General features: G+C 65.7%; 22 protein-coding genes and 1 pseudogene. 9 read left to right on the forward strand and 14 right to left on the reverse strand.

Going from position 1 to position 26626, the window contains the following annotated elements:
* Nucleotides 1–183 precede the first annotated feature (183 nt).
* The 11 genes and pseudogenes from paaK to paaY form a co-directional block, all read right to left on the reverse strand.
* Nucleotides 184–1488, reverse strand: a pseudogene (gene paaK / locus ACIPHN_RS14420) (phenylacetate--CoA ligase PaaK); the annotation flags it as partial.
* Nucleotides 1489–1539: 51 nt separating this feature from the next.
* Nucleotides 1540–2016, reverse strand: coding sequence for a hydroxyphenylacetyl-CoA thioesterase PaaI (gene paaI / locus ACIPHN_RS14425; protein WP_400437221.1), 477 nt, complete (start codon nucleotides 2014–2016; stop codon nucleotides 1540–1542).
* Complete coding sequence (locus tag ACIPHN_RS14430; protein WP_400437223.1) at nucleotides 2009–3553, reverse strand: 3-hydroxyacyl-CoA dehydrogenase; 1545 nt, start codon at nucleotides 3551–3553, stop codon at nucleotides 2009–2011. Before ACIPHN_RS14430 ends, paaI begins: the two co-directional genes overlap by 8 nt.
* A gap of 1 nt (nucleotide 3554) precedes the next feature.
* A complete protein-coding gene (gene paaG / locus ACIPHN_RS14435) occupies nucleotides 3555–4346 on the reverse strand; it encodes a 2-(1,2-epoxy-1,2-dihydrophenyl)acetyl-CoA isomerase PaaG (RefSeq protein WP_400437560.1) in 792 nt (263 codons plus the stop codon).
* A 27-nt stretch (nucleotides 4347–4373) separates the two neighbouring features.
* Nucleotides 4374–6053, reverse strand: a complete 1680-nt coding sequence (gene paaN / locus ACIPHN_RS14440) for a phenylacetic acid degradation protein PaaN (protein WP_400437224.1) — start codon at nucleotides 6051–6053, stop codon at nucleotides 4374–4376.
* 24 nt (nucleotides 6054–6077) lie between these two features.
* A complete protein-coding gene (gene paaE, locus ACIPHN_RS14445) occupies nucleotides 6078–7151 on the reverse strand; it encodes a 1,2-phenylacetyl-CoA epoxidase subunit PaaE (RefSeq protein ID WP_400437225.1) in 1074 nt (357 codons plus the stop codon).
* A 55-nt stretch (nucleotides 7152–7206) separates the two neighbouring features.
* Nucleotides 7207–7785 (reverse strand): 1,2-phenylacetyl-CoA epoxidase subunit PaaD, encoded by a 579-nt coding sequence (paaD, locus tag ACIPHN_RS14450; protein WP_400437226.1) that lies wholly within the window; start codon nucleotides 7783–7785, stop codon nucleotides 7207–7209.
* On the reverse strand, nucleotides 7782–8534 hold the full coding sequence (gene paaC, locus ACIPHN_RS14455; RefSeq protein WP_400437228.1) for a 1,2-phenylacetyl-CoA epoxidase subunit PaaC: 753 nt from the start codon (nucleotides 8532–8534) through the stop codon (nucleotides 7782–7784). Before paaC ends, paaD begins: the two co-directional genes overlap by 4 nt.
* A 14-nt stretch (nucleotides 8535–8548) precedes the next feature.
* Nucleotides 8549–8833 carry a 1,2-phenylacetyl-CoA epoxidase subunit PaaB gene (paaB, locus tag ACIPHN_RS14460; protein WP_400437230.1) on the reverse strand — a complete coding sequence of 95 codons (285 nt, stop codon included), beginning with the start codon at nucleotides 8831–8833 and terminating at the stop codon, nucleotides 8549–8551.
* Nucleotides 8834–8929: 96 nt separating this feature from the next.
* Nucleotides 8930–9916, reverse strand: coding sequence for a 1,2-phenylacetyl-CoA epoxidase subunit PaaA (gene paaA, locus ACIPHN_RS14465; protein ID WP_400437232.1), 987 nt, complete (start codon nucleotides 9914–9916; stop codon nucleotides 8930–8932).
* A 115-nt stretch (nucleotides 9917–10031) separates the two neighbouring features.
* The gene (paaY, locus tag ACIPHN_RS14470) at nucleotides 10032–10634 is read right to left on the reverse strand and encodes a phenylacetic acid degradation protein PaaY (protein ID WP_400437234.1); all 603 of its coding nucleotides are present in this window, start codon (nucleotides 10632–10634) and stop codon (nucleotides 10032–10034) included.
* 371 nt (nucleotides 10635–11005) lie between these two features.
* Here paaY and ACIPHN_RS14475 point away from each other — a divergent pair, with 371 nt between their 5' ends.
* From ACIPHN_RS14475 to ACIPHN_RS14515, 9 genes are all read left to right on the forward strand, one after another.
* Complete coding sequence (locus ACIPHN_RS14475) at nucleotides 11006–11626, forward strand: TetR/AcrR family transcriptional regulator (protein WP_400437235.1); 621 nt, start codon at nucleotides 11006–11008, stop codon at nucleotides 11624–11626.
* 80 nt (nucleotides 11627–11706) lie between these two features.
* Complete coding sequence (locus tag ACIPHN_RS14480) at nucleotides 11707–12852, forward strand: ABC transporter substrate-binding protein (protein ID WP_400437237.1); 1146 nt, start codon at nucleotides 11707–11709, stop codon at nucleotides 12850–12852.
* 119 nt (nucleotides 12853–12971) lie between these two features.
* A complete protein-coding gene (gene paaZ / locus ACIPHN_RS14485) occupies nucleotides 12972–15032 on the forward strand; it encodes a phenylacetic acid degradation bifunctional protein PaaZ (protein ID WP_400437239.1) in 2061 nt (686 codons plus the stop codon).
* Nucleotides 15033–15283: 251 nt separating this feature from the next.
* The gene (locus ACIPHN_RS14490) at nucleotides 15284–16336 is read left to right on the forward strand and encodes a branched-chain amino acid ABC transporter permease (protein ID WP_400437241.1); all 1053 of its coding nucleotides are present in this window, start codon (nucleotides 15284–15286) and stop codon (nucleotides 16334–16336) included.
* A gap of 10 nt (nucleotides 16337–16346) precedes the next feature.
* A complete protein-coding gene (locus ACIPHN_RS14495; RefSeq protein ID WP_400437243.1) occupies nucleotides 16347–18137 on the forward strand; it encodes an ATP-binding cassette domain-containing protein in 1791 nt (596 codons plus the stop codon).
* Nucleotides 18137–18937, forward strand: a complete 801-nt coding sequence (locus ACIPHN_RS14500) for an ABC transporter ATP-binding protein (RefSeq protein ID WP_400437245.1) — start codon at nucleotides 18137–18139, stop codon at nucleotides 18935–18937. Before ACIPHN_RS14495 ends, ACIPHN_RS14500 begins: the two co-directional genes overlap by 1 nt.
* 147 nt (nucleotides 18938–19084) lie before the next feature.
* Nucleotides 19085–20557, forward strand: a complete 1473-nt coding sequence (locus ACIPHN_RS14505; RefSeq protein ID WP_400437246.1) for a pyridoxal phosphate-dependent decarboxylase family protein — start codon at nucleotides 19085–19087, stop codon at nucleotides 20555–20557.
* A gap of 11 nt (nucleotides 20558–20568) precedes the next feature.
* Nucleotides 20569–21807 carry a RimK family alpha-L-glutamate ligase gene (locus ACIPHN_RS14510; protein WP_400437248.1) on the forward strand — a complete coding sequence of 413 codons (1239 nt, stop codon included), beginning with the start codon at nucleotides 20569–20571 and terminating at the stop codon, nucleotides 21805–21807.
* Nucleotides 21800–23209 carry a hypothetical protein gene (locus tag ACIPHN_RS14515; protein ID WP_400437250.1) on the forward strand — a complete coding sequence of 470 codons (1410 nt, stop codon included), beginning with the start codon at nucleotides 21800–21802 and terminating at the stop codon, nucleotides 23207–23209. The genes ACIPHN_RS14510 and ACIPHN_RS14515 overlap by 8 nt, the downstream gene beginning before the upstream one ends.
* A gap of 110 nt (nucleotides 23210–23319) precedes the next feature.
* Here the strand turns inward: ACIPHN_RS14515 and ACIPHN_RS14520 are convergent, their stop codons facing one another.
* From ACIPHN_RS14520 to ACIPHN_RS14530, 3 genes are all read right to left on the reverse strand, one after another.
* Entirely contained in the window at nucleotides 23320–24648 is a 1329-nt protein-coding gene (locus ACIPHN_RS14520) for a purine-cytosine permease family protein (RefSeq protein ID WP_400437252.1), read from the reverse strand.
* A 129-nt stretch (nucleotides 24649–24777) separates the two neighbouring features.
* Nucleotides 24778–25755 carry a biotin-dependent carboxyltransferase family protein gene (locus ACIPHN_RS14525; protein ID WP_400437254.1) on the reverse strand — a complete coding sequence of 326 codons (978 nt, stop codon included), beginning with the start codon at nucleotides 25753–25755 and terminating at the stop codon, nucleotides 24778–24780.
* Nucleotides 25745–26626 (reverse strand): allophanate hydrolase subunit 1, encoded by an 882-nt coding sequence (locus tag ACIPHN_RS14530; RefSeq protein WP_400437256.1) that lies wholly within the window; start codon nucleotides 26624–26626, stop codon nucleotides 25745–25747. The genes ACIPHN_RS14525 and ACIPHN_RS14530 overlap by 11 nt, the downstream gene beginning before the upstream one ends.

The raw sequence follows: 26626 nt of genomic DNA on the forward strand, positions 1-26626 counted from the left end.
GGTGGTGTGCGTTTGGGCGTGGTTGTTGTTTTTGGGTGGTGGGTTGTTGTGGGGTTGGGGGTGGGGGCGGGGGGGGGGGGGGGGGCGGCCGCCCCGGCGCCGGGGCCGGGGGGGGCGGGGGGGGGGGGGGGGGGGGGGGGGCCCGGGCGGGCCCCCCCCCCCCCCCCCCACGGCCGCATCGGCCTTCCTGCGGTTGTCGATCACGCGCTTGGCCTTGCCCACCGAGGAGCGTTCGATCATGCCCGCCGGGACTACCGTGACCTTGGTGGAGATACCCACATAGGTCTTGATGCTGTGCTGCAGCTCGCGCTCCAGCGCCTCCACGTGCTCGGCCGAGGCATCCTCGCGCAGCTCGGCGAAGACGCACATGCTATCCATGTGGCCATGGCGCTCGATCTGCAGCTGGTATTGCGGCGCCAGTTGCGGCAGCTTCAGAATCAGTTCCTCGATCTGGGTCGGGAACACGTTCACGCCACGGATGATGAGCATGTCGTCGGAGCGGCCGGTGATCTTGCCGATGCGGCGCATCGAGCGCGAGGTCGGTGGCAACAGGCGCGTGAGGTCACGCGTGCGATAGCGGATCATCGGCAGCGCTTCCTTGGACAGCGAGGTAAAGACCAGTTCGCCTTCCTCGCCATCGGGCAGCACTTCGCCGGTCTCGGGATCGATGATCTCGGGATAGAAGTGGTCTTCCCAGATCACCGGGCCATCCTTGCTCTCGATGCACTCGCAGGCCACGCCCGGTCCCATCACTTCCGACAGGCCATAGATATCGACGGCGTCGATGCCGGCGCGTTCCTGGATCTCGCGGCGCATGGCATCGGTCCAGGGTTCGGCGCCGAAGATGCCGACCTTCAGCGAGCTGGCCGCCGGGTCCAGGCCCTGGCGCTGGAATTCCTCGATCACGTTGAGCATGTAGGAGGGCGTGACCATGATGATGCTGGGCTTGAAGTCCTGGATCAGTTGCACCTGCTTCTCGGTCTGTCCGCCCGACATGGGGATGACGGTGCAACCCAGCTTCTCGGCGCCATAGTGGGCGCCCAGGCCGCCGGTGAAGAGGCCATAGCCATACGAGACCTGCAGGATGTCACCGGCGCGGCCACCGGCGGCACGGATAGAACGCGCCACCACGGTGGCCCAGGTATCGATATCGTTCTTGGTGTAGCCGACTACGGTGGGCTTGCCGGTGGTGCCGCTGGATGCATGCACGCGCGCGACCTGTTCGCGCGGTACGGCGAACATGCCGAAGGGGTAGTGGTCGCGCAGGTCCTTCTTGGTGGTGAAGGGGAACTTGCCGAGGTCGGACAGGCTCTTGAGGTCGTCCGGATGCACGCCGGCGGCATCGAAGGCATTGCGGTAGTGGGCCACGTTCTCGTAGGCGTGTTTCAGGCTCCACTTCAGGCGTTGCAGCTGCAGTGCCTGCAGCTCGTCGCGGCTGGCGGTCTCGATCGCTTCCAGGTCACCGGGTTGGGGAATGCGGGTGGTCATGTCGTTCTCCAGTCTCTGTTGAATTGTGTCTTGTTTTTGTACGTATCGCTATCACAGCGCCGCTTGCAGTCCGGCAATGACCTCGCCCTTGATGCGGTAGGATTTCCCGCGGAACAGGGCGATCAGCTTGCCATCCTGGTTGCTCACCGTGATGTCGTAGACGCCGGTGCGCCCGGCCAGCATGCGTTCCTGCGCGTGAGCGGTCAGGACATCGTTGCGAAAGGCCGGCGCCACGTATTCGATGCTGCAACCCGATGCCACGGTATTGAGGTTACGGCTGTTGCAGGCGAACGCAAAGGTGCTGTCGGCCAGGCAGAAGATGAAGCCGCCATGGCAGGTGGCATGGCCGTTGAGCATGTCACCGCGCACCAGCATGCTCATGCGGGCATGGCCGGGGCCGACGTCGAGGATCTTCAGTCCCAGCGCCTGCGAGGCGTTGTCGCGCGGGTACATGGCTTGCACGGTGGCCTCGGCCAGGGCTTGCGCCTGTTCCGGGGTGGGTGGGGACGCTTGCGTTGTATCACTCATGGAAAGTCCTTCCGGAAGCTTGCAGACGTTGGATCAGCGGCGAGACCCGGTAGCGGTCCTCGCCATAGGTTTGCGACAGGTTGCGCAATACTTCGCCCACGGTGCGAATGCCGATGGCATCGGCCCAGGCCAGCGGACCGCGTGGATAGTTGACGCCCTTTTTCATCGCCATGTCGGCATCGGCGATGCTGCAGACTCCCTGGTTGACGGCGTCCGCAGCTTCATTGGCCAGCATGCAGACGGTGCGCATGACAGCCAGGCCCGGCACATCGGCCAGGCGCGTGACGGCAAAGCCGCAGGCCTGGAGCACGGCCGTGATCGACGACAGGGCGGCCGGCTGGCATTGGTCGGCTGCCGCCACGGCCAGACGGGTGGCCTTCTCATAGTCCAGCGCCAGGTCGACCACCACGGTGTCGGGGCAGTTGAAGTCGTAGGCGCGCTGGGTGGCGCTGCGGCCATCCGTGATGAAGAGGCGACCCGAACCCGCCTTCATCAGCATGTCGCTGGCGTGGGCCGGGTGCAATTCGACATGACCCTTGAGGCGTTCACGCAGCACCTGGACCAGCGGATGGTTGCCATAGAGTTGCACCGTCGGGGCAGGCAGGGGGCAGGGTTCTTCGGTCGCCGGCGCGGGAGCGGACTGCTTGCCGTCCGCGCCATAAGTGTAGAAACCGCGTCCGCTCTTGCGTCCCAGGTAACCGGCGTTGACCAGCTCCTGCTGGATCAGCGAGGGCGTGAAGCGGGGATCGTTGAAATAGGCACGGAACACCGATTGCGTCACGGCGAAATTGACGTCGTGGCCGATCAGGTCCATCAGTTCGAACGGCCCCATGCGAAACCCTCCGCACTCGCGCAGCAGGGCATCGATGGTATGCGCTTGCGCGGCCTGCTCGTGCAGCAGGCGCAGGCCTTCGGCGTAGTAGGGACGGGCCACGCGATTGACGATGAAGCCCGGTGTGGACTTGGCAAACACGGGCGACTTGCCCCAGAGCCGGGCGGTGTCGTACACGCGTTGCGCCACCAGCGCATCGCTGGCCAGGCCATGGATGACTTCCACCAGTGCCATCATCGGCACCGGATTGAAGAAGTGCATGCCCACCAGGCGCTGCGGCCGATGCAGCCGGGCGGCGATGCTGGTGATGGAGAGCGAGGAGGTATTGCTGGCCAGGATGCAGTCGTCGGCAACGATCTCCTCCAGCCGGCCGAACAGTTCCTGCTTTACGTCCAGCTGCTCGACGATGGCTTCCACCACCAGGCCGGCACCGGCCAGGTCTTCCAGCACGTTGGCGGCGCGCAGGCGCATGCTGGCGGCATGGGCGGATTCGCCGCTCATCTTTTCCCGGATGACCAGCTTGTCGTACATGGCGCGGATCTGCGCGATGGCTTTCTCGGCCGCGCCCGGGCGGGTGTCGAACAGGTAGACGACATGGCCGGCGGCGGCGGCCACCTGGGCAATGCCGGCCCCCATGGTACCGCTGCCGATGACGGCCACCGTGACCGATGGCGGCAGGGCGTGTGTGGCGGAATGCGCGCTCATGTCATTGCCCCGTGAATTGCGGTGCGCGCTTTTCCAGGAAGGCAGCCACGCCTTCGCGGTAGTCGCGGCTGTGGCCCAGGGCGCGCATGCGGTCGCGTTCCAGGTCCAGTTGTTGTTCCAGCGTGTTGGCCGGGCTCTGGTAGAGCGTGGCCTTGGTGGCGGCCAGGCCCTTGGTCGGTGCCTTGGAGAAGTGCAGTGCCATGGCGCGGGCCTGCTCCATCAACTGGTCGTCGTCGATGCATTTCCAGATCAGGCCCCACTGCTCGGCCTGCTCGGCGCTGATCTTGTCACCCAGCAGCGCCATGCCCATGGCGCGTGCCGTGCCCACCAGACGCGGCAGGAAGTAGGTGCCGCCGGTATCGGGGATCAGCCCCAGCTTGCAGAACACTTCGACGAAATTGGCCGAGCGTGCCGCCAGCACGATGTCGCAGGCCAGCGGGATATTGGCGCCGGCGCCGGCGGCCACGCCATTGACGGCGCAGATCACCGGGAAGGGCAGGGCGCGTAGCGACTTCACCAGCGGGCCGTAGTATTTCTCGATGGATTCGCCCAGGTCGACGGCGGAGTCGCCCGGCTTGACGGCGCGGTCGCCCAGGTCCTGGCCGGCGCAGAAGCCCCGGCCGGCGCCGGTCAGCAGCAGCACGCGCACCGAGGCATCGGCCTGCAGGCGGGCGATGGCGTCGCGCAGTTCCAGGTGCATGGCGACGGTGAAGCTGTTGAGCTTGTCCGGGCGATTGAGGGTGATGACGGCGATGCCGTCGCGGTTTTCGAAGAGGATGGATTCGTAGTGCATGGCAGTGGAGGAAGTCATGGAGGCAGCCTAGGCGGGATTGGGGACCGGTTCGCGGGTTTGCACTACGCGGAAACGCTTGGCCACGAAGGCCGCATCGGCCAGCGCGCAATTGGCGGCCGGGTTGGCGCCGGTGCCGTGGAAGTCACTGAAGGCAGCCGACTGGTTCACGAAGACGCCACCGGTGAGATTGAGCGACAGCGCCACGCCGGCATCGGCCGCTGCGTCTTGCATCACCTGCTTGACGGCGGCATCGGTGCTGTAGCCCGACAGGGTCAGTGCACCGTGTTCGCTGGCGGTGCGCTGGGCCAGCGCAATCGCGGTGGCGGTGTCGTCGACCGGGATGATGAAGCTGACCGGGCCGAAGTATTCCTGGGTGATGGCCTCGTTGCGTCGCGCCTGCACCACCAGGGGCGTGCGGATGCGTGCATGCGGGAATTGCGGATGAACCAGGGTGGTGCTCTCCAGCAGCACCTGGCCGGCCTGGCGGGCCGTATCGATGCGCTGCAGGACGGCCTCGTTCTGGATCGCGCCCAGGAATTCGACCGCCTTGGCCGCGTCCACCGTCAACCTGGACAGGGCGCGCACGATGGCCTGCGCCACGTCCTCGAAACCGACCCGCCCCTCCGGTGTGGCGATGCCTTCCTTGGGGATGTAGATGTTCTGTGGCGTGGTACACATCTGGCCCGAGTACAGCGCTAGCGAAAAGGCAATGTTGTGCGCCATCCCGGCCAGGTTGTCGGTGCTGTCGATGATGATCTGGTTGATGCCGGACTTCTCGGTATAGACCTCCGCCTGCCGGGCCTGGCTTTCCAGCCAGTTGCCGTTGGCGCTGCTGCCGGTGAAGTCGATCAGGCCGATCTCCGGGCGCAGGGCCAGGGTGCGGGCCATCTCGCTATCGGCGGCATCATGCGCGGCCAGCGTGACGATGTCCGGGTTGAAGCCGGCCTCGGCGATGACCTGGCGCGCCACCTCCACCGTGATGGCCAGCGGCAGGATGGCACCCGGATGCGGCTTGACGATGACCGCATTGCCGGTGGCCAGGTTGGCGAACAGGCCGGGGTAGCTGTTCCAGGTCGGGAAGGTGCAGCAGCCGATCACCAGGCCGATGCCGCGCGGCACGATGCGCCAGGACTTGTTCATCACCAGCGGCGCATGCTTGCCTTGCGGCTTTTCCCATTGGGCCGTGGCGGGGATGGCGCGCAACTGCTGCCAGGCGCAGGCGATGGCTTCCAGCGCGCGGTCCTGCGCATGCGGGCCACCGGCCTGGAAGGCCATCATGAAGGCCTGGCCGGTGGTGTGCTGGACCGCATGGGCGATCTCGAAGCTGCGCGCGTTGAGGCGCGCGACGATCTCCAGCGCCACGCCGGTCCAGACCTGCGGGCCGGCATGGCGCCAGCCGGCCGCGGCCAGCTGCATCGCCGGCAGCAGGCGATCGAGATCGGGGCGCGGATAGCGGATGCCCAGGGCGAAGCCATAGGGCGAGACCTCCGCCCCGACCCGCTGGTCGCCACCGGCCTGCTCCGGCGTGAACACGAAGGGGTGTTCCAGCCTTGCCTCGTAGGCCAGGCGGCCGGCCTCGGCAGCGCCCTCGCCATAGATGCGCGGGCTGGGCGATTCGCTATGGGGGCTCCAGTAGCCGCGCTGTTCCAGGGCCTGTACGGCCTGCTCCAGCGTGTCGCGGTGCCGTTCGAAAAATGCGGTGCTCATGCGTTCTCCCTTGATGCCGGTGGCTCAGTTGTCCTGGTCGAAGTCCAGCAAGACCTTGTCGCTCACCGGGAAGGACTGGCAGCTCAGGACGAAGCCGCGCGCGATTTCATAGTCTTCCAGGGCGTAGTTGGCATCCATGTCGACCTTGCCTTCGACCACCTTGCAGCGGCAGGTGGCGCATACGCCGCCCTTGCAGGAGTAGCGCAGGTCGATGCCATGCTTCAGGCCTGCCTCCAGCACCGATTCCTTTTCCTTGTCCATGGTGAAGACGTTGTGATAGCCATCGACGATGACGGTCACTTCACACTCCTTGTTGCCCACCACCGGGCGCGCCGTATTGCTCTTGTGCTGCGGCAGGGTGGCGGCGAACAGTTCGGTCTTGATGCTGGACTTGGCCATGCCATGGGCCTGCAGCGAGGCCGATACCGCCTGCACCATTTCCTCGGGGCCGCACAGGAAGGCGGCATCGATATCCTTGAGATTGATCCAGGAGGCCAGGAAGGCATCGCACTTGGCGCGGTCGATGCGGCCATTGAACAGCTCCACGTCCTGCTGCTCGCGGCTCATCACATAGACCACGTTGAGGCGTTCCAGGTAGGCGTCCTTGAGGTCGCTCAGTTCTTCCTTGAAGATCACCGAGGACGAGGCGCGGTTGGCATAGACCAGCGTGAAGTGGCTATGCGGCTCGGTCAGCAGCGTGGTCTTGATGATCGACATCATCGGCGTGATGCCGCTGCCGGCGGCAAAGGCCAGGTAGTGCTTGCGGTTGGCGGCATCCAGGGGGACATTGAAGTTGCCCATGGGCGGCATCACCTGGATGCTCTGGCCGGCCTTGAAGGTCTCGTTGGCCCAGTTGGAAAACAGGCCGCCCGGATTGCGCTTGATGGCCACCCGCAATTGCCGCTCCTGCACGGCCGAGCAGATCGAATAGGAGCGGCGCAGGTCTTCGCCACCGATCTCCGAGCGCAGCGTCAGGTGCTGGCCCTGCTGGTAGGCAAAGGTATCCTGCAACTCGCCTGGCACGGCGAAGGAGACCACGATGGTGTCGCGGGTTTCCTGCTTCACGTTCGAGATGGTCAGTGGATAGAATTTACTCATGATGTTGTGCCTTCTGTTCTGGTGGACCGGGCCGGCATATCCGTAGTGGGCCGGCTCAGTGGGCCTTGAAGTAATCGAACGGCTCGCGGCAGTCCTTGCACTGATAGAGCGACTTGCACGAGGTAGAACCGAACTGGCTCACGCAGACCGTCTGCATCGAGCCGCAATGCGGGCATTGCACTTGCGGTGCCGCATGCTGGCGCGGGCTGATGCCACGGATGTCGATGACCTGCTGGGCCGGTGGCGCGATGCCGTACTGCTTGAGGTTGCGGCGGCCTTTCTCGCTCATCCAGTCGGTGTTCCAGGCCGGTGCCAGCTGCGTGCGGATGGTCACCTGCGGCAAGCCCTTTTCCTGCAGGGCAGTGGTGATCTCGTCGGCGATCAGGCGCATGGCCGGGCAACCGGAATAGGTGGGCGTGATGACCACGGTGCAGCAGAGCGCGTTGTTGGCGTTGGCATCGGCATCGGCATCGGCGGCGCGGGTGATTTCGACGTCGCGCACGATGCCCAGGTCCACCACCGAGATCACCGGGATCTCGGGATCGGGGACCGCTTCCAGCCATTCCCAGACGCTGGCCTTGATGGTGGCGAGCGCGTCCGGGCCGGCCTGCGCAACGAGGAGGGGATCGCTCACCAGCTGGCTCCCGGATAGGTGCGTTGCAGGAACTGCATCTCCGCCAGCAGGTAGCCGAGGTGTTCGGTGTGGCGACCGGCCTTGCCACCGCTCTGCATCCACAGGCCGGCGGCCGGGATCTGCAGGGTGGCCTGCAGCAGTACATCGGTGACGTGCTGCTGCCACTTCTGTTGCACCTCGTGCAGCGGACGCGCCAGGCCCTGCTGCACCATGGCCTCATCCAGTGCATCGGCGCTGAACAGTTCGCCGGTGTACATCCACAGCGCATCGATGGCGTCCTGCATGCGGCGGTGGCTTTCCTCGTTGCCGTCACCCAGGCGGATGATCAGGTCGGTGCTGCGGCGCACGTGGTAGGTGACTTCCTTCAAGCTCTTCTGGGCGATCTCGGCGATGCGCGCATCGCTGGACTCGCACAGTCCTTCGAGGACGAAGTAATGCCACACATCGAAGAGGAACTGGCGCGCCAGCGTGTCGGCGTAGCTGCCGTTGGGCAGCTCCACCAGCAGCAGGTTGTGGAACTGGTGGGCATCGCGCAGGAAGGCCAGCTGGTCTTCGCTGCGGCCCTGGCCCTCCAGTTCAGCGGCATAGGTGAGCCACATGCGGGCCTGGCCGATCAGGTCCAGCGAGACATTGATCAGGGCCATGTCTTCTTCCAGCGCGGGACCCTTGCCGCACCATTCGGAGAGGCGTTGCGAGAGCACCAGGGCGTTGTCACCCAGGCGTCGCACGTAGTCGGTTTTCTGTGTCATGTCGTTCTCCGGCCTCAGAGGTTCTTCAGTTCCGCCGGCATGGGGAAGAAGGTCGGGTGGCGATAGACCTTGCTGTTGGAGGGCTCGAACAGCGGCGCCTTGTCGCCCGGGCTGGAGGAGACGATGTCGGCCGCGCGTACCACCCAGATGCCTACGCCTTCGTTGCGGCGGGTATAGACGTCGCGCGCATTGTTGACGGCCATCTCGCCATCGGGGGCGTGCAGGCTGCCGACGTGTTTATGGGCCAGGCCGTGCTGGCTGCGGATGAAGACTTCCCAGAGGGGCCATTCCTTGCTCATGATGTTTTCCTTGTTGGCGGGCCGGCCTAGGCGCGGCCACTGGCATGTTGTTGACGGAGTGCTTGCTTGACTGGACGGTAAATCAGGGATCAGGGATCAGGCAGCCTTGCGGGCCTCTTGCTTGTCGGCATGCGCCACCAGGCCTTCGCGGAACCACTGGCCGTCGTCGTAGGCTTTCTTGCGGGTGGCGATGCGTTCGCGGTTGCAGGGACCATTGCCGCGCACGACCTCATGGAATTCATCCCAGTTGACCTGGCCAAAGTCGTAGCGGCCGCGTTCCTCATTCCACTTCAGGTCGGGGTCCGGCACGGTCAGGCCCAGGTATTCGATCTGCGGGACGGTCTGGTCGACCATGCGCTGGCGCAGTTCATCGTTGGAGAACAGCTTGATGCGCCATTGCATCGATTGCGCGCTGTTGACCGACTCGGTATCGGAGGGGCCGAACATCATCAGCGCCGGCCACCACCAGCGGTTCAGCGCATCCTGCGCCATCTGCTTCTGCTCGGGCGTGCCGCGGCACAGCGCCAGCATGATGTCGTAGCCCTGGCGGGCGTGGAAGGATTCCTCCTTGCACACACGCACCATGGCGCGCGAATAGGGGCCGAAGGAGCAGCGGCACAGCGGGATCTGGTTGATGATGGCCGAGCCATCCACCAGCCAGCCGATGGCGCCCATGTCGGCCCAGCTGATGGCCGGGTAGTTGAAGATGCTGGAGTATTTGGCGCGACCGGCGTGCAGGTCGTCCAGCAGCGCATCGCGCGACACGCCCAGGGTCTCGGCGGCACTGTAGAGGTAGAGGCCGTGGCCGGCCTCGTCCTGGATCTTGGCCAGCAAGATGGCCTTGCGCTCCAGCGTCGGGGCGCGCGTGACCCAGTTGCCCTCGGGCAGCTGGCCGACGATTTCCGAGTGGGCGTGCTGCGAGATCTGGCGCACCAGGGTCTTGCGATAGGCCTCGGGCATCCAGTCCTTGGGCTCGATCTTGACGCCCTCATCGATGCGCGCCTGGAAGGCGCGTTCTTGCGGCGACATGTCGTCCAGGGTACGTACCTTGGACAGGCCGGTTTCTACCATTTGTGCATACATGCTGCTTCTCCGTGAAAGGGTGGCACGCTGAGTGACGGGCGTACACGGTCCTGGCCGCATTGGCCCGCTTCAGGTGGGTAAAACCAAAAAACTGAAAACTGCGAGGTCCGGTTGGCTAGGCCCGCTTGGCTGCAATGAGCGGCTCTACCTGCGGGGTGACCAGCCTGGGACGGTTCTCTTCGATCTTGCTCAGGGGTGTTGCTTCACACATGCTGCGCAGGCAGCGCTTGGTCAGGTCGTGATAGGTGCGGGTACCGGCCTGCTTCCAGCTGATCTCTTCCTCGCTCAGGGCACGCACCACCTTGGCGGGAACGCCCGCCACCAGCGTGCGCGGCGGCACCTGCATGCCGGCCCGCACAAAGGCGCTGGCCGCGACGATGGCCTGTTCGCCGACCACCGCTTCATCCATCACCACCGCATTCATGCCCACCAGCGCATCGCGCTTGACCACGCAGCTGTGCAGGACGGCGCCGTGGCCGATGTGGCCGTTCTCTTCCACCACCGTATCGTGGCCGGGGAAGCCGTGGATCACGCAGGTGTCCTGCACGTTGGCCCCACGCTGCAGCACGATGCGACCGAAGTCGCCGCGCAGGCAAGCCGCCGGGCCGACATAGCAATCGGGGCCGACGATGACGTCGCCGATCAGTACCGCCGTCGGATGGACATAGGCGTCCGGGTCCACCACCGGGATCACGCCTTCGATTGAATAGCAGGGCAAGGTCGTCTCCTTTGTCGGCAAGCCACCGCTGTGGCTGCTACCGGTTCGTTGCAGCGGCACGGCTTTGCGCTTCATTTCCGGTCGTTTCAGGTCCGAAAAAAGCATTTGCCTGTCGCTGTTTTTTAGGGAATAATAATTTCGACCGACCGGTTGGTCAATAATGTTTTGAAGTTTTTTTGCTGACCGGTGGCGGCAAAGCATCGATGGCGATGGCCATCTGGGCGGGGCCTCTGTATTTCCAGCCGCATCCAGCCAGGACGCGGATCCCGAATTGCAGCAGCAGCGGGATCCAGGTCAAGGCAAATGCAGCGAAAGAGTTTTGATTTGCGGCACAATCATGACTTTGCGGAAATAACCAAGAGGACGCACTTATGCCACGCAAGCGTGCAGCGGGATACGAGAACCAGCGCGAAGCCATCATCGAACAGGCGGCAGCCTTGTTCGCGCGCAATGGTTTCGTGGGCACATCGATGAATGAAGTGGCGCTGGCATGTGGCCTGTCCAAGGCCTCGCTGTATCACTACTTTGCCGACAAGCATCAGCTGCTGATGCACATCTGCGAGAACCACATCGACCGCCTGTGCGGCCTGGTCGATGAAGTCGCGCAGCAGGACCTGAGCCCGGAGCCGCGTTTGCGGCTGCTGGTGCAGCGCTTCGTGGAGGAATACAGCGATGCGCAGAGCCAGCACCGGGTGTTGACCGAGGACGTGCGCTTCCTGGAGCCGGGAGACCAGGAGCGCATCCTGGCCGGGGAGCGCAAGGTGGTAGCGGCAGTGGCCGACGCCATGAGCGCGGTACGCCCGGAGCTCGATCGCAGTCGCATGGCCAAGCCGCTGGCCATGCTGCTGTTCGGGATGATCAACTGGATGTTCATGTGGCTCAAGCCCGATGGCGAGCTGACCCATGAGCGCATGGCCGTGGTCGTCTCGGACTTGCTGTTTGGTGGCATCGGCGCCGTGGGCCTGGACGGCGGCGGGAAGAAGAAAAGATGACGTGAGCGCTCCATGGTCGCGTCATTGACAGGCAGGCAGCAGATGCACCCAACAATGACAACACCATCTAGGAGACCTCCATGCAGTTCGCTCGTTCATTGATCGCGCTGGCGCTGGCCGGCATGGCGCTGACCGCCCACGCCGACATCAACGTCGGTGTCACCGTATCGACCACCGGCCCGGCCGCTTCGCTGGGCATTCCCGAGAAGAACACCGTGGCCCTGCTGCCCACCACCATCGGCGGGCAGAAGATCAACTACATCGTCCTCGACGATGCCTCCGACACCACGCAGGCGGTCAAGAACGCGCGTCGTTTCGTCTCCGAAAACAATGTGGACGTCATCGTCGGCTCCTCGGTTAGCCCCAACTCGCTCTCGATGATTGAAGTGGCCGCCGAGTCGCAGACGCCGATGATTTCGCTGGCCGCTGCCGCGCGCATCGTCGAGCCCATGGATGCCAAGAAGAAGTGGGTCTTCAAGACCCCGCAGAACGACATCATGATGTCGCTGGCCATTGCCAAGGACATGGTCGCGCGCGGCCACCAGCGCATCGCCTTCATCGGCTTCGCCAATGCCTATGGCGACGGCTGGTATGAGGAATTCAAGAAAGCTGCCGGCCTGAAGAAACTGGAGCTGGTCGCCAACGAGCGTTTCGCCCCCACCGATACCTCGGTCACGGCGCAAGCCCTGAAGCTGGTGGCGGCCAAGCCTGATGCGATCCTCATCGCTGCCTCCGGCACCCCGGCCGTGGTGCCGCAGCGCGCCCTCAAGGAGCGTGGTTTCAAGGGCCAGATCTACCAGACCCATGGCGTGGCCAATGCCGACTACCTGCGCGTGGGCGGCAAGATGCTCGATGGCACCCTGTTGCCCGCAGGCCCCGTGCTGGTGGCGGCACAACTGCCGGCCAGCAACCCTATCCGCAAGGTCGCGCTGGACTACGTGGGCAAGTATGAAGCGGCCCATGGCAAGGGCAGTGTCTCGCTCTTCGGCGGCTATGCCTGGGATGCCGGCCAGTTGCTGCAGGCCGCCATTCCCGTGGCATTGAAGCGTGGCAAGCCGGGAACCCCGGAATTCCGCGCCGCCCTGCGTGATGCGCTGGAATCGACCAAGGAAGTCACCGGCGTGCACGGCGTCTACAACATGTCGGCCACCGACCACCTGGGCCTGGACCAGCGTGCTTCGGTGATGGTCAAGATCGTCGACGGCGCCTGGCAATACCAGCCCTGATCCGGACCCGGCCTTTTCACTTTGCATTGCTCGCTTGCCGCGACCAGGCTGCCCGGGCCTGGCGCGGTCGCTGATCTCTCTGCCTCACCGTTTTCAATCGTTCTCCACAGGAGTCCCCGATGACTGCCCGTCCTCCCCTGCTACAGAGTTTCATCGCCGGCCGCTGGTTCGGCGAAAGCCCGGCCCAGGCACTGCATAGTGCCGTCAATGGCCACGCCGTCGCCAGCACCCACGGTGAATCCATCGACTTCGGCGAGGCGCTGGCGCATGCGCGTGGCCGTGGCCTGGCCGGTCTGCTGGCGCTGGATTTCCAGCAACGTGCCGGCATCCTCAAGGCCTTGGCCAAGTACCTGACGGAACACAAGGAGACGCTCTATGCCGTCTCCGCCCACACCGGCGCCACCCGCGCCGACAGCTGGATCGACATCGAAGGCGGCAGCGGCACGCTGTTCACCTATGCCAGCATCGGCACCAATGAATTCCCGTCCTCCAACCTGGTCCACGAAGGTCCGGCCTTCCCGCTGGGCAAGCAGGGCCGCTTCGCCGGCAGCCACATCCTGGTGCCACGCGGCGGCGTGGCGGTACACATCAACGCCTTCAACTTCCCGGTCTGGGGCATGCTGGAGAAATTCGCCCCCAGCTTCCTGGCCGGCATGCCCTGCATCGTCAAGCCTGCCACTGCCACCAGCTATCTGGCCGAAGCCGCCGTGCGCCTGATCCAGCAATCGGGCCTGTTGCCCGAGGGCAGCCTGCAACTGGTGATCGGTTCCACCGGCGATCTGCTCGATCGCCTGCAATCGCAGGACGTGGTCACCTTTACCGGCTCGGCCGATACCGCCGCCAAGCTGCGCGCGCATCCCAACCTGATCGCCAATTCGATTCCCTTCAATGCCGAGGCCGATTCGCTCAACAGCGCCATCCTCGGTCCCGACGTGACCGCCGATGACGAGGAGTTCGATCTCTTCGTCAAGGAAGTGGCGCGCGAGATGACCACCAAGGCCGGCCAGAAATGCACCGCCATCCGTCGCGCCATGGTGCCGCGCCGTCATCTGGATGCGGTGGCCGAACGCCTGGTTGCGCGGCTGTCGAAGATCGTCGTCGGCGACCCCGCACTGGAGCAGGTGCGCATGGGGCCGCTGGCGTCCAGGGCGCAGCAGAAGGATGTCGAGGAACGCGTGGCCCTGTTGAAGCGCAGCGCCGATGTCATCCTCGGTGCCGGTGGCGCCTTTGCGCCGCAAGGCGAGGGCGTGGGCGAGGGCGCCTTCTTCGCGCCGACCCTGCTGCTGGCGCGCGACACCGCGGCCGGCAGCCCGGTGCACGAGCTGGAAGCCTTCGGCCCCGTCAGCACCCTGATGCCCTATGACGACCTGGACGAAGCCCTGGCCCTGGCCGCACGCGGACGTGGCAGCCTGGTGGCCAGCCTGGTCACGCGCACGCCGGCCGTGGCGGCCCGCGCCATTCCGGTGGCGGCGGCCTGGCATGGTCGCCTGCTGGTGCTCGACCGCGAATGCGCGCCGGAATCCACCGGTCACGGCTCACCGCTGCCGCAGTTGAAGCACGGCGGCCCGGGGCGTGCCGGCGGCGGCGAAGAACTGGGCGGCTCGCGCGCCGTTAAGCACTACCTGCAACGCACTGCCGTGCAGGGTTCGCCGACGATGCTGGCCGCCGTGGTGGGCGAGCATGTGCGCGGCGCGCAGGTGCGCGAATCGGGCATCCATCCCTTCCGCCACTACTTCGAGGATCTGCAGATCGGCGATTCGCTGGCGACCCATCGCCGCACCGTCACCGAGGCTGACATCGTCAATTTCGGCTGCCTCTCGGGCGACCACTTCTACATGCACTTCGACGAGATCTCGGCGCGTGAATCGCCCTTCGGCAAGCGCATCGCGCACGGCTACTTCGTACTCTCGGCGGCAGCCGGCCTGTTCGTTTCGCCCGCGCCCGGTCCGGTGCTGGCCAACTACGGGCTGGACACGCTGCGCTTCGTCAAGCCGGTGGGCATTGGCGACACCATCAGCGCGCGCCTGACCTGCAAGCGCAAGATCGACCGCAACAAGAAGGATGCCAAGGGCCAGGGGCAGGGCGTGGTGGCCTGGGACGTCGAGGTCAGCAACCAGGACGGCGAGCTGGTGGCCTCCTACGACATCCTCACCCTGGTGGCCAAGAAGCCGGCCGCCTGATGTTTCCTGATGAGAGTCGATGACCGTTCGTCCTGAGTAGCGGCATCGCCGCGTATCGAAGGCGCGCGGTCCTCGCACTGAATCGACAGGAGTTTGGCAAGAACCGCTTCATTGCCTCCTCAACAGGGGGCCGCAGTACAGCAGGACGGCAGCACCGCGCCAACACAATAAAAAGGTCGAACAAGACCCGGGACATCTCCGGCCAGTCACGGCAAGAACCGTGGCGGCCGGATTCAACAGGAGGAGATAAGGTGGATACAAGCATTCTGACGGTGCTGGTCCAGGACGGCATCACGACCGGCGCGATCTATGCGCTGTTGTCGCTGGCGCTGGTGCTGGTGTTTTCGGTGACGCGAGTCATTTTCCTGCCGCAGGGGGAGTTCGTTGCCTTTGGCGCCCTGACCCTGGCGGCCATCCAGAACGGGCAGGCGCCCGGGACGGCCCTGCTGCTGGTGGCGCTGGGCGTGGTGACGCTGGCGGTCGAGAGCGGCACCGCGCTGCGCCTGGCCGATTCGCGCGCACGCATCTTGAGGCGCCTGCCGCTGCTGGTGCTGGTGCAGCTGGTCTATCCGCTCGCGCTCTACGTACTGGCACGCCACGTCGCCCTGCAGGAATTGGCCATGCCGCTGCAGATTGCGCTGGCGCTGGGCATCGTGGTGCCAATGGGGCCGATGATTTATCGCGTGGCCTACCAGCCGCTGGCGCATTCCAGCGTGCTGGTGCTGCTGATCGTCTCGCTGGGCGTGCACCTGGCCATGGTCGGCTTGGGCCTGCTGATGTTCGGCCCGGAAGGCAGCAATACCAAGCCCTTCACCGACCTGCAATTCACCCTGGGTGACAGCCCCGTCTCGGGCCAGAGCGTGATCGTGCTGGTGACGGTAGCCGCGCTGATCGCAGCCATCTATGTGTTCTTCGAACGCACCCTGACCGGCAAGGCGCTACGCGCCACCGCCGTCAACCGCCTCGGGGCAAGGCTGGTGGGCGTGGGCATCAACCAGGCCGGCAAGCTGTCCTTCGCCATGGCCGCCGGCATCGGCGCGTTGTGCGGCATCCTGATCGCGCCCTTCACCATCGTCAACTACGAGTCCGGTTTCATCATCGCCTTGAAGGGCTTCGTGGGCGCCATCTTCGGCGGCCTGGCCAGCTATCCGGTGGCGGCGCTGGGATCGGTGTCGGTGGGGCTGGTAGAGAGCTTCTCCTCCTTCTGGGCCAGTTCCTACAAGGAGTTGATCGTCTTCACGGTCATCCTGCCCATCCTGTTGTGGCGCTCCCTGACCAGCCACCACGTCGACGAAGAAGCCTGAGGAGACCGCCATGCAATTCCTGACCAAGCATCGCGCCGCCTTGCCGGCGCTGTTCTTCGCCCTGGTGCTGGCCTTGCCCACACTGGGCCTGCCGCCGTTCTGGGTAACCCTGCTGTCCTACGTCGGCCTGTATGCCATCGTCGCCCTGGGCCTGGTGCTGCTGACCGGCGTGGCCGGGCTGATCTCCTTCGGGCAGGCGGCCTTCGTCGGTATCGGCGCCTATACCACCGCCTACCTGACCACCCAGTATGATCTTTCGCCGTGGCTGGGCCTGCTGGCCGGCATCGCCCTGACCGCTAGCTCGGCGCTGGTGATCGGCGTGTTGACCATGCGCATCTCCGGTCACTACCTGCCGCTGTCTACCATCGCCTGGGGGCTGTCGCTGTACTACCTGTTCGGCAACCTGGAGCTGCTGGGCAAGTATGACGGCATCAATGACATCCCCTCCATTGCCATCGGCAGCATCGAGTTCGGCAATGGCGCCTCCATGTACCTGCTGATCTGGGTGGTGGTGGTGCTGGCCCTGGTGTCGGTGGTCAACTTCCTCGATTCGCGTGCCGGCCGCGCCGTGCGCGCCCTGAAGTATGGCTACGTCATGCCCGAGGCCATGGGAGTCGATACGGCGCGCCTGAAGATCGTCATCTTCGTCTATGCGGCCGTGCTGGCCGGCATCTCGGGCTGGCTGTACGCGCATCTGCAGCATACGGTCAATCCCACGCCCTTCGGTCTCAAGTACGGCATCGACTACCTGTTGATGGTGGTGGTGGGCGGTGCCGCGCATGTGGGTGGGGCGCTGCTCGGTGCGGGTCTCTTGGCGGTGCTGAGCAATGCCCTGCAGTCGTGGCTGCCCAGCCTGCTGGGGGCGGATGGCAATTTCGAGGCCATCGTCTTCGGCATCGCGCTGGTGATCTTCCTGCAGTTCGCCAACGAAGGGGTGTGGCCGCACCTGCAAGCCAGGTTCGGCACCCGCCGGCCACGCAAGGTGGCCACCGATGCCGCGCCGCTGGCGCAATTGCCCAAGCCGCAGCGCGGCGACGTGATCCTGGAGGTGGACGCGGCGCGCAAGCAGTTCGGTGGGCTGGTCGCGGTCAACGATGTGAGCTTCTCCGTCAAGGCTGGCGAGATCGTCGGCCTGATCGGCCCCAATGGCGCCGGCAAGTCGACCACCTTCAATCTGGTGACCGGGGTGCTGGCGATCACCAGCGGCAAGCTCAACTATCGCGGGCAATCGCTGGCCGGCCTGTCCTCGCGCGCGATTGCCAGTCGCGGCATCGCCCGTACCTTCCAGCATGTGCGCCTGGTACCGGGCATGAGCGTGCTGGAGAACGCCGCCATGGGCGCCTTCCGCCGGGGCGAGTTCGCGCCCCAGCGCGGCATCCTGGCCAGCCTCCTGCGCATCAATCGCGGCGAGGAGGCACGCATCATGGCCGAGGCCAGGCGCCAGCTGGAACGCGTCGGCCTGGGCGACCTGCTGGACCGGCCCGCCGGCAGCCTGGCGCTGGGCCAGCAGCGCATCCTGGAGATCGCCCGCGCCCTGTGCTGCGATCCGGCCCTGCTGTTGCTGGATGAGCCCGCCGCCGGCCTGCGCCTGAAGGAGAAACAGGCCCTGGCCGAGCTGCTGGCGAAGTTGCGCGGCGAAGGCATGGCCGTGCTGCTGGTGGAGCACGACATGGACTTCGTGATGCAGTTGACCGACCACATCGTGGTCATGGAATTCGGCACCAAGATTGCCGAAGGTACGCCGGCCCAGATCCAGGTGCATCCGGCGGTCCTTGAAGCCTATCTGGGAGGAACCCAATGATGAGTCTTGCCACCGTGACGCCGGATGTGGCCGTCGTGTCCGAATCCCCCCAGGCGCCGGTCGCGCCCGTGCTGCTGGAAGTCAGTGGCCTGTCGGCCCGCTACGGCAAGGTCGCCGCGCTTACCGGGGCGACCCTGAAGCTGCGCGCCGGCCAGATCGTCACCGTCATCGGCCCCAATGGTGCCGGCAAGTCGACCCTGCTCAACGCCATGATGGGCGCCTTGCCCGCGGGCGCTGCGGCCAGCGGACGGATCAGCTTCCAGGGCGGCGATGTCAGCCAGATGGACGTGGAGGAGCGGGTGGCGCGCGGCCTCTCGCTGGTGCCGGAGAAGCGCGAGCTCTTCACCACCATGTCGGTCGAGGACAACCTGCTGCTGGGCGCCTACAAGCGCCGCCGCAATGGCGAGTCTGGCTACCTGGACCAGCAGGAGTTCGTCTACACCCTGTTCCCGCGCCTGAAGGAGCGGCGCCGCCAGGCCGCCGGCACGCTCTCCGGCGGCGAGCGCCAGATGCTGGCCGTGGGCCGGGCCTTGATGGCCAAGCCGCAGGTGCTGATGCTGGACGAGCCCAGCCTGGGGCTGGCACCGCTGGTGACCAAGGAAATCCTGGGCATCGTCAGCCAGTTGCGCAGCACCGGTGTGACCACCCTGCTGGTGGAGCAGAACGCCCGCGCCGCCTTACAGATCGCTGACTACGCCTACGTGCTGGAGATGGGCGAGATCGCCTGCGAAGGCCCGGCCGCGACCCTGGCCGCCGACCCGCGCATCGTCGAGAGCTACCTGGGCGTGGCCCGCCACTGAACCGGCCTGCCGGCTCTAGCAGCGCCAGCCCCGCATTTCTTCCAAGGAAATGAGGGGCTGGAGCGCCTTTATCTGCCGGTTTGGCCCCGGCGTTACCGGCTATACTCTTCGCTCTCGGTGTTGACTCGCCATGCGAGAGGTAGATGGATGGATGCAGCAGGTAAGGACTGGAAAAGCCCTCTGGACCCGGACGACTGGGCGGCATTGCGGCGTCAGGGGCATGCCATGCTCGACGACATGCTCGACCACCTCCAGGGCGCAGCGGCCGGCGCAGGACCGGTGTGGCAACAGCCGGGCGCGGCCATCCGCGACTCGATCAGGGAAGCCCTGCCGGCCACCGGCGCGCCGCTGGACGAGGTCTACCAACAGTTCCGTACGTCAATACTCCCTTATTCGGTCGGCAACACCCACCCCGGTTTCATGGGCTGGGTGCATGGTGCCGGCACGCCCGTGGGCATGCTGGCCGAGATGCTGGCCGCCGGCCTGAACGCCAACGTGGGCGGGCGCGACCATATGCCGGTCGAGCTTGAACGCCAGGTGGTGCGCTGGGTGGCCCAGCTGTTTTCCTTCCCCGAGGAGGCCAGCGGCCTGTTCGTGACTGGCTCCTCCATGGCCAACCTGATCGGTGTACTGGTGGCGCGCCGCCGCGCACTGGGCGCCGAGGTGCGTACCCAGGGCGTGCGGGACCATGCGCAGACGCTGGTGGCCTACGCGGTGCGCGGCACCCACGGTTGCGTCTCGCGCGGCATGGACATGGCCGGCCTGGGCAGCGCCAACCTGCGCCTGATCGACCAGCAGGCCGATGGCAGCGTCAATGTGGCCGCCATGCGTGCGGCCATCGAGGCCGACCTGCGCGCCGGCCTGCGCCCCTTCCTGATCGTCGGTACGGCCGGCTCGGTCGACATCGGCAGCATCGACGACCTGCACGCGCTGGCCGACCTGGCTGCCGAACATGGCGTGCATTTCCACGTCGACGGCGCCATCGGCGCGCTGTGCCTGCTGTCGCCGCAACTGGCGCCCAAGTTTGCCGGCATCGAGCGCGCCGATTCGATTGCCATGGATTTCCACAAGTGGATGCACGTCCCCTATGACGCCGGCTTCATCCTGGTGCGCAGCGCCCAGTGGCAGGTCGAAACCTTCGCCGACCTGAACCAGAGCTACCTGGCACGCGAACCCGGCGGCCTCTCGGCCGGCTCGCCCTGGCCCTGCGACCTGGGCCCGGATCTCTCGCGGGGCTTCCGCGCCCTCAAGGTGTGGATGAGCCTGAAGGTACTGGGCGCGGACAAGCTCGGCCAGGCCATGGCCGAAAGCTGCGAGCGCGCGCAATACCTGGCCGAATGCATCGCCGCCACGCCTGAACTCGAACTGATGGCACCGGTGCAGCTGAACATCGTCTGCTTCCGCTACCGCACCCCGCCCGAACTGAGTACCGACATCAATGCCCGCCTGTTGCGGGACATCCAGCTCTCCGGCGTCGCCGCACCGTCCTCCACCCGGCTGGGCGGGCAGTACGTGATCCGGACGGCACTCCTCAATCACCGCACCGGCCGCGCCAAACTGGACGAGCTGGTCGAGTTCACCCTCACTACCGGCCGCGCACTGCTTGCCGCGCAAGCCTGACAAGGACCCTCATGACCACTTCCTCCAGCGAACTGGATTTCGTTCCCGGCTCCCCCTTCCTGCTGGGACAGCAGGCGCTGCTGCATGCCGGCTTCCAGGGGCAGGACCTGAACCCGCTGGGCAACCGCATCATCGCCCACCTGGGTGAGCATCCCGAGGATGCGGTGCGCTACATGGACCTGTCCTTCCTGATGCAGGTGCGCGGCGACGAAGTCATGGCCGACAAGCTGCAGATGGCCGCACTGAGCCTGCAGCGTCACTACCGTATCCCGACGACCGAGGGCGAACCCGCGCTGCGCCTGCTGGCGCTGATGGCGCCGGGCAATTTCATGGCCAATACGCCGCTGGAATTCCTGGTCTCGGGTTCCGAGATCGGCCTGGAAACGCTCTACCTGATGCCCGGCGAACCCTTGCCGCAGACCCTGCCGCCGCACGACGTGTTGTTCGTCGCCATCGGCGAATCGGCCGCCACGCAGGACCTGCTGGCCGAGTTGGGCAGCGCCGTGGACGGCTGGAATTCGCCCCTGCTCAACACCCCCCTGCACTCGCTGTGCCTGGCCCGCGACACGGTCTCGCTGATCCTCAACGGCGAAGCCGGCATCAGCATGCCGCTGACCGCACGCGTCTCGCGCGCCGATGCCCTGGCCATCGCCGGCGGCGCCGACATCGCCGGCTGGCTGGCCGATGGCCAGTGGCCGCTGATCGTGCGTCCGGTCGATTCGCATGCCGGCAAGGAGCTGCAGCAGATCGCCGACAGCGCCACGCTGGGCGAGTACCTGGCCGCTCACGCAGAGATCGGTGAATTCTACGTCTCCAGCTTCATCGACTATCGCAGCGCCGATGACCTGTTCCGCAAGTACCGCATCGTCTTCATCGAGGGCCAGCCCTTCCTCTGCCACATGGCGATCTCGTCGAACTGGATGGTGCACTACCTCAACGCCGACATGACCGAGCGCCAGGAACGCCGTGACGAAGAAGCCCGCGTCATGCACGACTTCGACCGGGACTTCGCGGCCCGCCACAAAGACGCCTTCGCGCGCCTGCATGAGGCCTTCCCGCTGGACTACTTCGGTATCGACTGTGGCGAGACCCCGGACGGCGAGTTGCTGATCTTCGAGGTCGACACCGGCATGATCGTCCACGCCATGGACCCGGTGGACATGTTCCCCTACAAGCAGGGCGTGATGCAGCGCGTCTTCGACGCCTTCCAGGCCATGGTGCGCAAGAGCGCCGGCCATCGCCATGCCTGAGCTGCCGGGCCTGTCCGCCCTGCTGGTGCAGGGCGGCGACGAGCGCATCGCCCTGCAAGGCGAGCGCGGGCAGAACAAATATGGCGTGAGCCCGGCCCCCCGTGCCGGGCTGGTCGAGTTTTCCTCTTCTACTGCTTCGCACATCTCCGCCGAAGCCTGGGCCGCGGTCGATGCATTCCGCCAGCGCATGCATGGCGAATGCAGCGATGACCCGGATCACCAGCCCGCCCTGTGGCAGCGCGAAGCACAACGTATCCGCACGAGCTTCTGTACCACCTGGGGCCTGGATGCGGCGCGGTTGTCGTGGCATCTGCATCGCTCCGGCACCGACGCCCACGCGATGGCCTCGGCGCTATCGCTGCGCAAGTTCGGCCGGCCTTTTCGCATCGTCATGGGCGAGGCCAGCGAGACCGGCAGCAAGGTCGCGCAGGCCTTGCTGGAGGGCAGCCGCCAGCAGGGCAAGCTGATGGCCGAGCTGACCGAGATCGCGATCCGTGGCGCGGACGGCGCCTGTCGCAGCGCGCAGGCGATCGACCAGGATTTCCTGCGGGTGGTGAGGCAATCGCTGGCCGAGGATGTGCCGGTGATGGTGGTGCGGGTCGATGAATCCAAGTCAGGCTGCTGCTATCCCGGCCAGGCCCTGGTGCAGCAGATTGCCGCCATCTCGCCGCAGCACACCAGCGTGCTGGTCGATTGCTCGCAACTGCGCTGCGAGGCGCAGGTCTTGCAGGATTACCTGGCCCGTCACTATCTGGTGGTACTGACCGGCTCCAAGTTCTATGGCGCCCCCGCCTTCTGTGGCGCGCTGCTGGGAGGCGCGGACTGGGCCGCCGTGTGGCCGCAGGACGCGCCCGATGTGGATGCACAGGGCCAGCCCAACTTCGGTGTGCTGGCGCGCTGGGAAGCGGCGCTGTATGCCATGCAGCGATATCAACGTCTACCCGCCGAGGTGCGCCGGGAATGGCTAGCTTGTTTCGAGGATGCACTCACGCAGCGAGTGGCGGCATCGCCCTCGCTGGGCTTGCTCGATGTGCTGCGCGACGGCCGCGGCGAACCACGCAGCCTGTTTGCCCTGCGGTGCAGGGACAGGCGTGGCCAGCGCAGCCTGAGCCGGGCGGAAGTGGAAACCGTCTATCGCCACCTGAACCAGATGCAGCCGCAGCAGGCGCAAGAGCACGTCTACGCCATCGGCCAGCCGGTACCCTGCATGGGCGCCGACGGCCAGCGCAGCCAGTACCTGCGCGTGAGCCTGTCGGCACCGATGTTGCTGATGCTGGCGCAGATGCCGCAGGAGCAGGGCAGGGCCTGGTTGCGGGCGCGCATTGATGGGGTGGTGGGGGCGCTGGAAGAGGAGATTGGGCGGCTGGATCAGCATGACAGCAGCGCAGCGACAGGCGATTAAGAACCTCGATATGGCGCGCCCGAGGGAGGAGCTCTCGTATTCACCGCAGAAATTGCGGTGAATAAAGAGCCTATTCACCGCAAGCCAGTGATCGGGCCCTCACGTCGCCCTCATTCGCCAGCCGTCACCACTTGTCCGACGCGGCTGCGCAGTTGTCCGCCGGCATAGACCGCCATCGAGACCACGAAGCTCAAGGGCGCCGACAGTGAAGACCAGAAGCCCGTCATCTCCATCAGCACGAAGCCGGCCAGCGTGCCGCACAGCCAGGCACCCAGGCCGAGCTTGTTCAGGGCGGCATGGTGGGCCGATTCCTCTTGCGAGCGACCCGCCAGGATATGCGCCAGCGCCACCCCGACCCAGGCCACTACGAACACGCCCTGGTAGGCCAGCGCCTTGAGCAGGTAGGCGAACACATCGGCCAGCATCAGTGCGTACACCACCATCCCGACCACCACCGCCCACACCAGCCGCGACAGGCGCAGCCCCAGCAGGTTGCGGAAGAAGGCCTGTATGTTGATCGTGGCCAGGTAATAGTTGGCGGTATTGATACGGGTCTGCGTGACCCACACGAAGAGCAGGCCCCAGAAGCCCATCAGCTTGAGGATGGCCATCACCACCGAGACCTCGCTCAAGGCGCCGTCCTGGGGGATGCTGGCGGCCAGGTAGATGCCGGCCATGCCATTGAGCAGGATGGTGACCAGGTAGAAGGGCATGCCGAAGTTGAAGCGGCCATGGTACTGGGCGTCTTGCGGCTTGCCGAAGCGGGCGTAGTCGAAGGTGAACATCATCAGCACCCACACGCCCATGTAATACGTGAAGCAGCTCCACCAGCCGTCCGCAGGCGGTACGGCCGGGCCGAAGTCCAGCCACTGCGGCTGGTAGCCATACTGGCTCACCGCCAGTCCCACCGCCATCAGCAGGCCCAGCAGGTAGAAGGGCAGCAGCACGCCGTTGAACTTGTCCAGCCAGTGCTGCACGCTGCCGAACACCAGCGGTACGCTGTAGAGCACCACGATCAGGGCCGCCACCGGATAGAGCAGCGAAGGATAGAGGTGATGCAGGGCCACCGCGATCACCGAACCCTCGAAGACGGCGTAGTAGATGGCGGTGGAAAAGAAGATCAGCGTGGCCAGCGAGGCCCCCAGGCGGCCGAACAGGATGCGCGAGAACAAGGCCACCGACCAGCCGGTGCGGATGGCGTAGCGGCTGATGCAGGCATTGATGAGGCCATAGCTCACCACCGAGAGCAGCATGCCGATGATGGCATTGCGCGCGCCATAGCTGAGCGCCAGCGACGCCCCCACGACGATATAGAAAATGGCGCTGCACACGGCCCACCAGGCCATGGTCAGCGACAGCTTGCCCATGCGCCCGGCGACCGGGATGGGGTGGGTGGAATGATCGATTTCCTCATGCTCGGTGTGCGATAGCGCGGCCATGTCAGGATCTCCCTCGAAAAAGGATGTGGATGTCGATGTGACGGTGGATGAAACGAAGGCGAAGCAGCCCCCCTCGCCAGGGCGGGCCCTGGCGATGAACAGCGAGGTGGTGAAGGGGGCTTGGCCCGGTCAGGCAGAAAACAGGTGGCTCAGGCGCTGCAAGCGTTGTTGCTGGTGTCGTCTTGCCTGCAGGGCCTGCTCCAGCGTGACCCGCACGAACTGTGCCTTGTGATTGGGCTGCAGCTGGCCGATCAGGTCCAGGTCGGCGCTGATGACCGTGCCGATGGTGGCGTAGCCGCCGCCGGAGACCGCATCGCGCAGCAGCACGATGGGTTCCAGCCCACCGGGGATCTGGATCGAGCCGATGGGATAGCAGGCATCGACGATGTTGGACGGATCGGAACCGGCGCCAAAGGGTTGCTCGCGCGGCACGAACTGCATCGGCTGGCCGCCCTTGAAGCGATAGCCGATGCGGTCCGCTTCCGAGCCCACGGTCCAGGTATCGTCAAAGAAGCGCTCGACCGCTTCCGCCGTGAGACGATGGATGTACAGGCCTGGTACCACGCGCAGGGTGGCCTGTTTTTCGTGTACGGGAATTTGCGACAAGGGCAGGCGGCGTCCTTCTGCTGCCTGCGTCGGGGCGGAGCCCAGCGGCAGCAGATCGCCCACGGCCAGCTTGCGTCCCTGCCAGCCGCCCAGTGCACCCAGGCCATAGGTGGAGCGGCTCTCCAGCACCAGCGGCACGTCGATGCCACCGGCAATGGCCACGTAGCTGCGCGCCCCCGCCTTGGGATAGTCGAAGCTCAGTACCTGCCCACTCCTGACCCTGAAGGCCGTGTCCAGTGGCTGTTCCATGCCATCCACGCGGGGTTGCATGCGCGCCCCGGTCACGGCCACCAGGGCATCGCGCTGGAATTCCAGTTGCGGCCCCAGCAGGCTGCATTCCAGGGCCGCTGCCGTGGGGGCGTTGCCCACCAGCAGATTGCCACTGCGCAGGGCGAACTGGTCGAGCGCCCCCGAGGGCGGGATGCCCAGGTGGTAGTAGCCTTCGCGTCCGCCATCCTGGACCGAGGTCGCCAGGCCGGGCTGTTTCACCTTAATCGTCATGGAGGGCCTCCTTGAGAGCACGGATACAGGCTTGCGGATCGGCCTGGAAGGCATCCAGGTCGAAGCCGGTGGCGCGGATGCGCAGGTCGAAGCGGCCCTGGTCCACGGCTGTGATGGCGGCATCGTAGTCGGCGCGATCGATGGGCTTGAATTGCACGATGTCGCCGGCGCGGAAGAACACCATCGACTCCTGCAGGTAGGGCAGGCCCTGCTGCGGATCATAGATCGGGGCGGGCGTGACGCCGAACATCTGGTAACCCCCCGCACCGCGCACCGAGTAGATGCAGCCGAAGCAGCCACCATGGCCCAGCGTCAGGCGCGGTGTGTCGGTGCGCGGGCGCAGGTACTTGGGCACCTGCAATTGCCGCTCCTGCTCCACCATCTGGAACATGAAGGGCAGCCCGGCCACGAAGCCCACCATGGACACGAACCAGGGGCTGCCGCTATGGGCCGCGATGAAATCCTGTACATCGGCATAGCCATTGATGCGGGCAGCGTATTGCAAATCGGTGGAGGAGGGATCCTGATGCCGGTCGCGGAAGCGCGCCTGGGTCTCGTTGGTCCAGGGATCGTCGTAGAGCACCGGGATCTCGATGATGCGCGTCTGGATGCGCCGCTCGGCGCGGGTCTGCGCTTCCAGCGCCTTGACCTGTTCCAGCAGCGCCAGCGGATGGATCAGGTCGGGATTGAAGCGGATCTGGAAGGAGGCATTGGCCAGGCAGATATCCAGGATGCCTGGCAGCGCCAGCTGCTCCGCGGCGCGGGTGATGGCCATGGCGCGGAAGAAAGCCTCCAGCGACATCGCCTCCGAGACCTCGGCAAAGAGGTGTTCGTCCCCGGCGATGCTGTAGCGGATGGGCGTGGTCTGCAT

The organism is Herbaspirillum sp. NPDC087042, assembly GCF_044745245.1.
Classification (GTDB): Bacteria; Pseudomonadota; Gammaproteobacteria; order Burkholderiales; family Burkholderiaceae_D; genus Herbaspirillum.

What these genes read in the sequence shown, in the direction of transcription:
- paaI (WP_400437221.1), bottom strand. Translation starts at nt 2,016, where the DNA reads ATGAGTGATACAACGCAAGCGTCCCCACCCACCCCGGAACAGGCGCAA.
- ACIPHN_RS14430 (WP_400437223.1), bottom strand. Translation starts at nt 3,553, where the DNA reads ATGAGCGCGCATTCCGCCACACACGCCCTGCCGCCATCGGTCACGGTG.
- paaG (WP_400437560.1), bottom strand. Translation starts at nt 4,346, where the DNA reads ATGCACTACGAATCCATCCTCTTCGAAAACCGCGACGGCATCGCCGTC.
- paaN (WP_400437224.1), bottom strand. Translation starts at nt 6,053, where the DNA reads ATGAGCACCGCATTTTTCGAACGGCACCGCGACACGCTGGAGCAGGCC.
- paaE (WP_400437225.1), bottom strand. Translation starts at nt 7,151, where the DNA reads ATGAGTAAATTCTATCCACTGACCATCTCGAACGTGAAGCAGGAAACC.
- paaC (WP_400437228.1), bottom strand. Translation starts at nt 8,534, where the DNA reads ATGACACAGAAAACCGACTACGTGCGACGCCTGGGTGACAACGCCCTG.
- paaB (WP_400437230.1), bottom strand. Translation starts at nt 8,833, where the DNA reads ATGAGCAAGGAATGGCCCCTCTGGGAAGTCTTCATCCGCAGCCAGCAC.
- paaA (WP_400437232.1), bottom strand. Translation starts at nt 9,916, where the DNA reads ATGTATGCACAAATGGTAGAAACCGGCCTGTCCAAGGTACGTACCCTG.
- ACIPHN_RS14475 (WP_400437235.1), top strand. Translation starts at nt 11,006, where the DNA reads ATGCCACGCAAGCGTGCAGCGGGATACGAGAACCAGCGCGAAGCCATC.
- ACIPHN_RS14480 (WP_400437237.1), top strand. Translation starts at nt 11,707, where the DNA reads ATGCAGTTCGCTCGTTCATTGATCGCGCTGGCGCTGGCCGGCATGGCG.
- paaZ (WP_400437239.1), top strand. Translation starts at nt 12,972, where the DNA reads ATGACTGCCCGTCCTCCCCTGCTACAGAGTTTCATCGCCGGCCGCTGG.
- ACIPHN_RS14495 (WP_400437243.1), top strand. Translation starts at nt 16,347, where the DNA reads ATGCAATTCCTGACCAAGCATCGCGCCGCCTTGCCGGCGCTGTTCTTC.
- ACIPHN_RS14500 (WP_400437245.1), top strand. Translation starts at nt 18,137, where the DNA reads ATGAGTCTTGCCACCGTGACGCCGGATGTGGCCGTCGTGTCCGAATCC.
- ACIPHN_RS14505 (WP_400437246.1), top strand. Translation starts at nt 19,085, where the DNA reads ATGGATGCAGCAGGTAAGGACTGGAAAAGCCCTCTGGACCCGGACGAC.
- ACIPHN_RS14510 (WP_400437248.1), top strand. Translation starts at nt 20,569, where the DNA reads ATGACCACTTCCTCCAGCGAACTGGATTTCGTTCCCGGCTCCCCCTTC.
- ACIPHN_RS14515 (WP_400437250.1), top strand. Translation starts at nt 21,800, where the DNA reads ATGCCTGAGCTGCCGGGCCTGTCCGCCCTGCTGGTGCAGGGCGGCGAC.
- ACIPHN_RS14520 (WP_400437252.1), bottom strand. Translation starts at nt 24,648, where the DNA reads ATGGCCGCGCTATCGCACACCGAGCATGAGGAAATCGATCATTCCACC.
- ACIPHN_RS14525 (WP_400437254.1), bottom strand. Translation starts at nt 25,755, where the DNA reads ATGACGATTAAGGTGAAACAGCCCGGCCTGGCGACCTCGGTCCAGGAT.
- ACIPHN_RS14530 (WP_400437256.1), bottom strand. Translation starts at nt 26,626, where the DNA reads ATGCAGACCACGCCCATCCGCTACAGCATCGCCGGGGACGAACACCTC.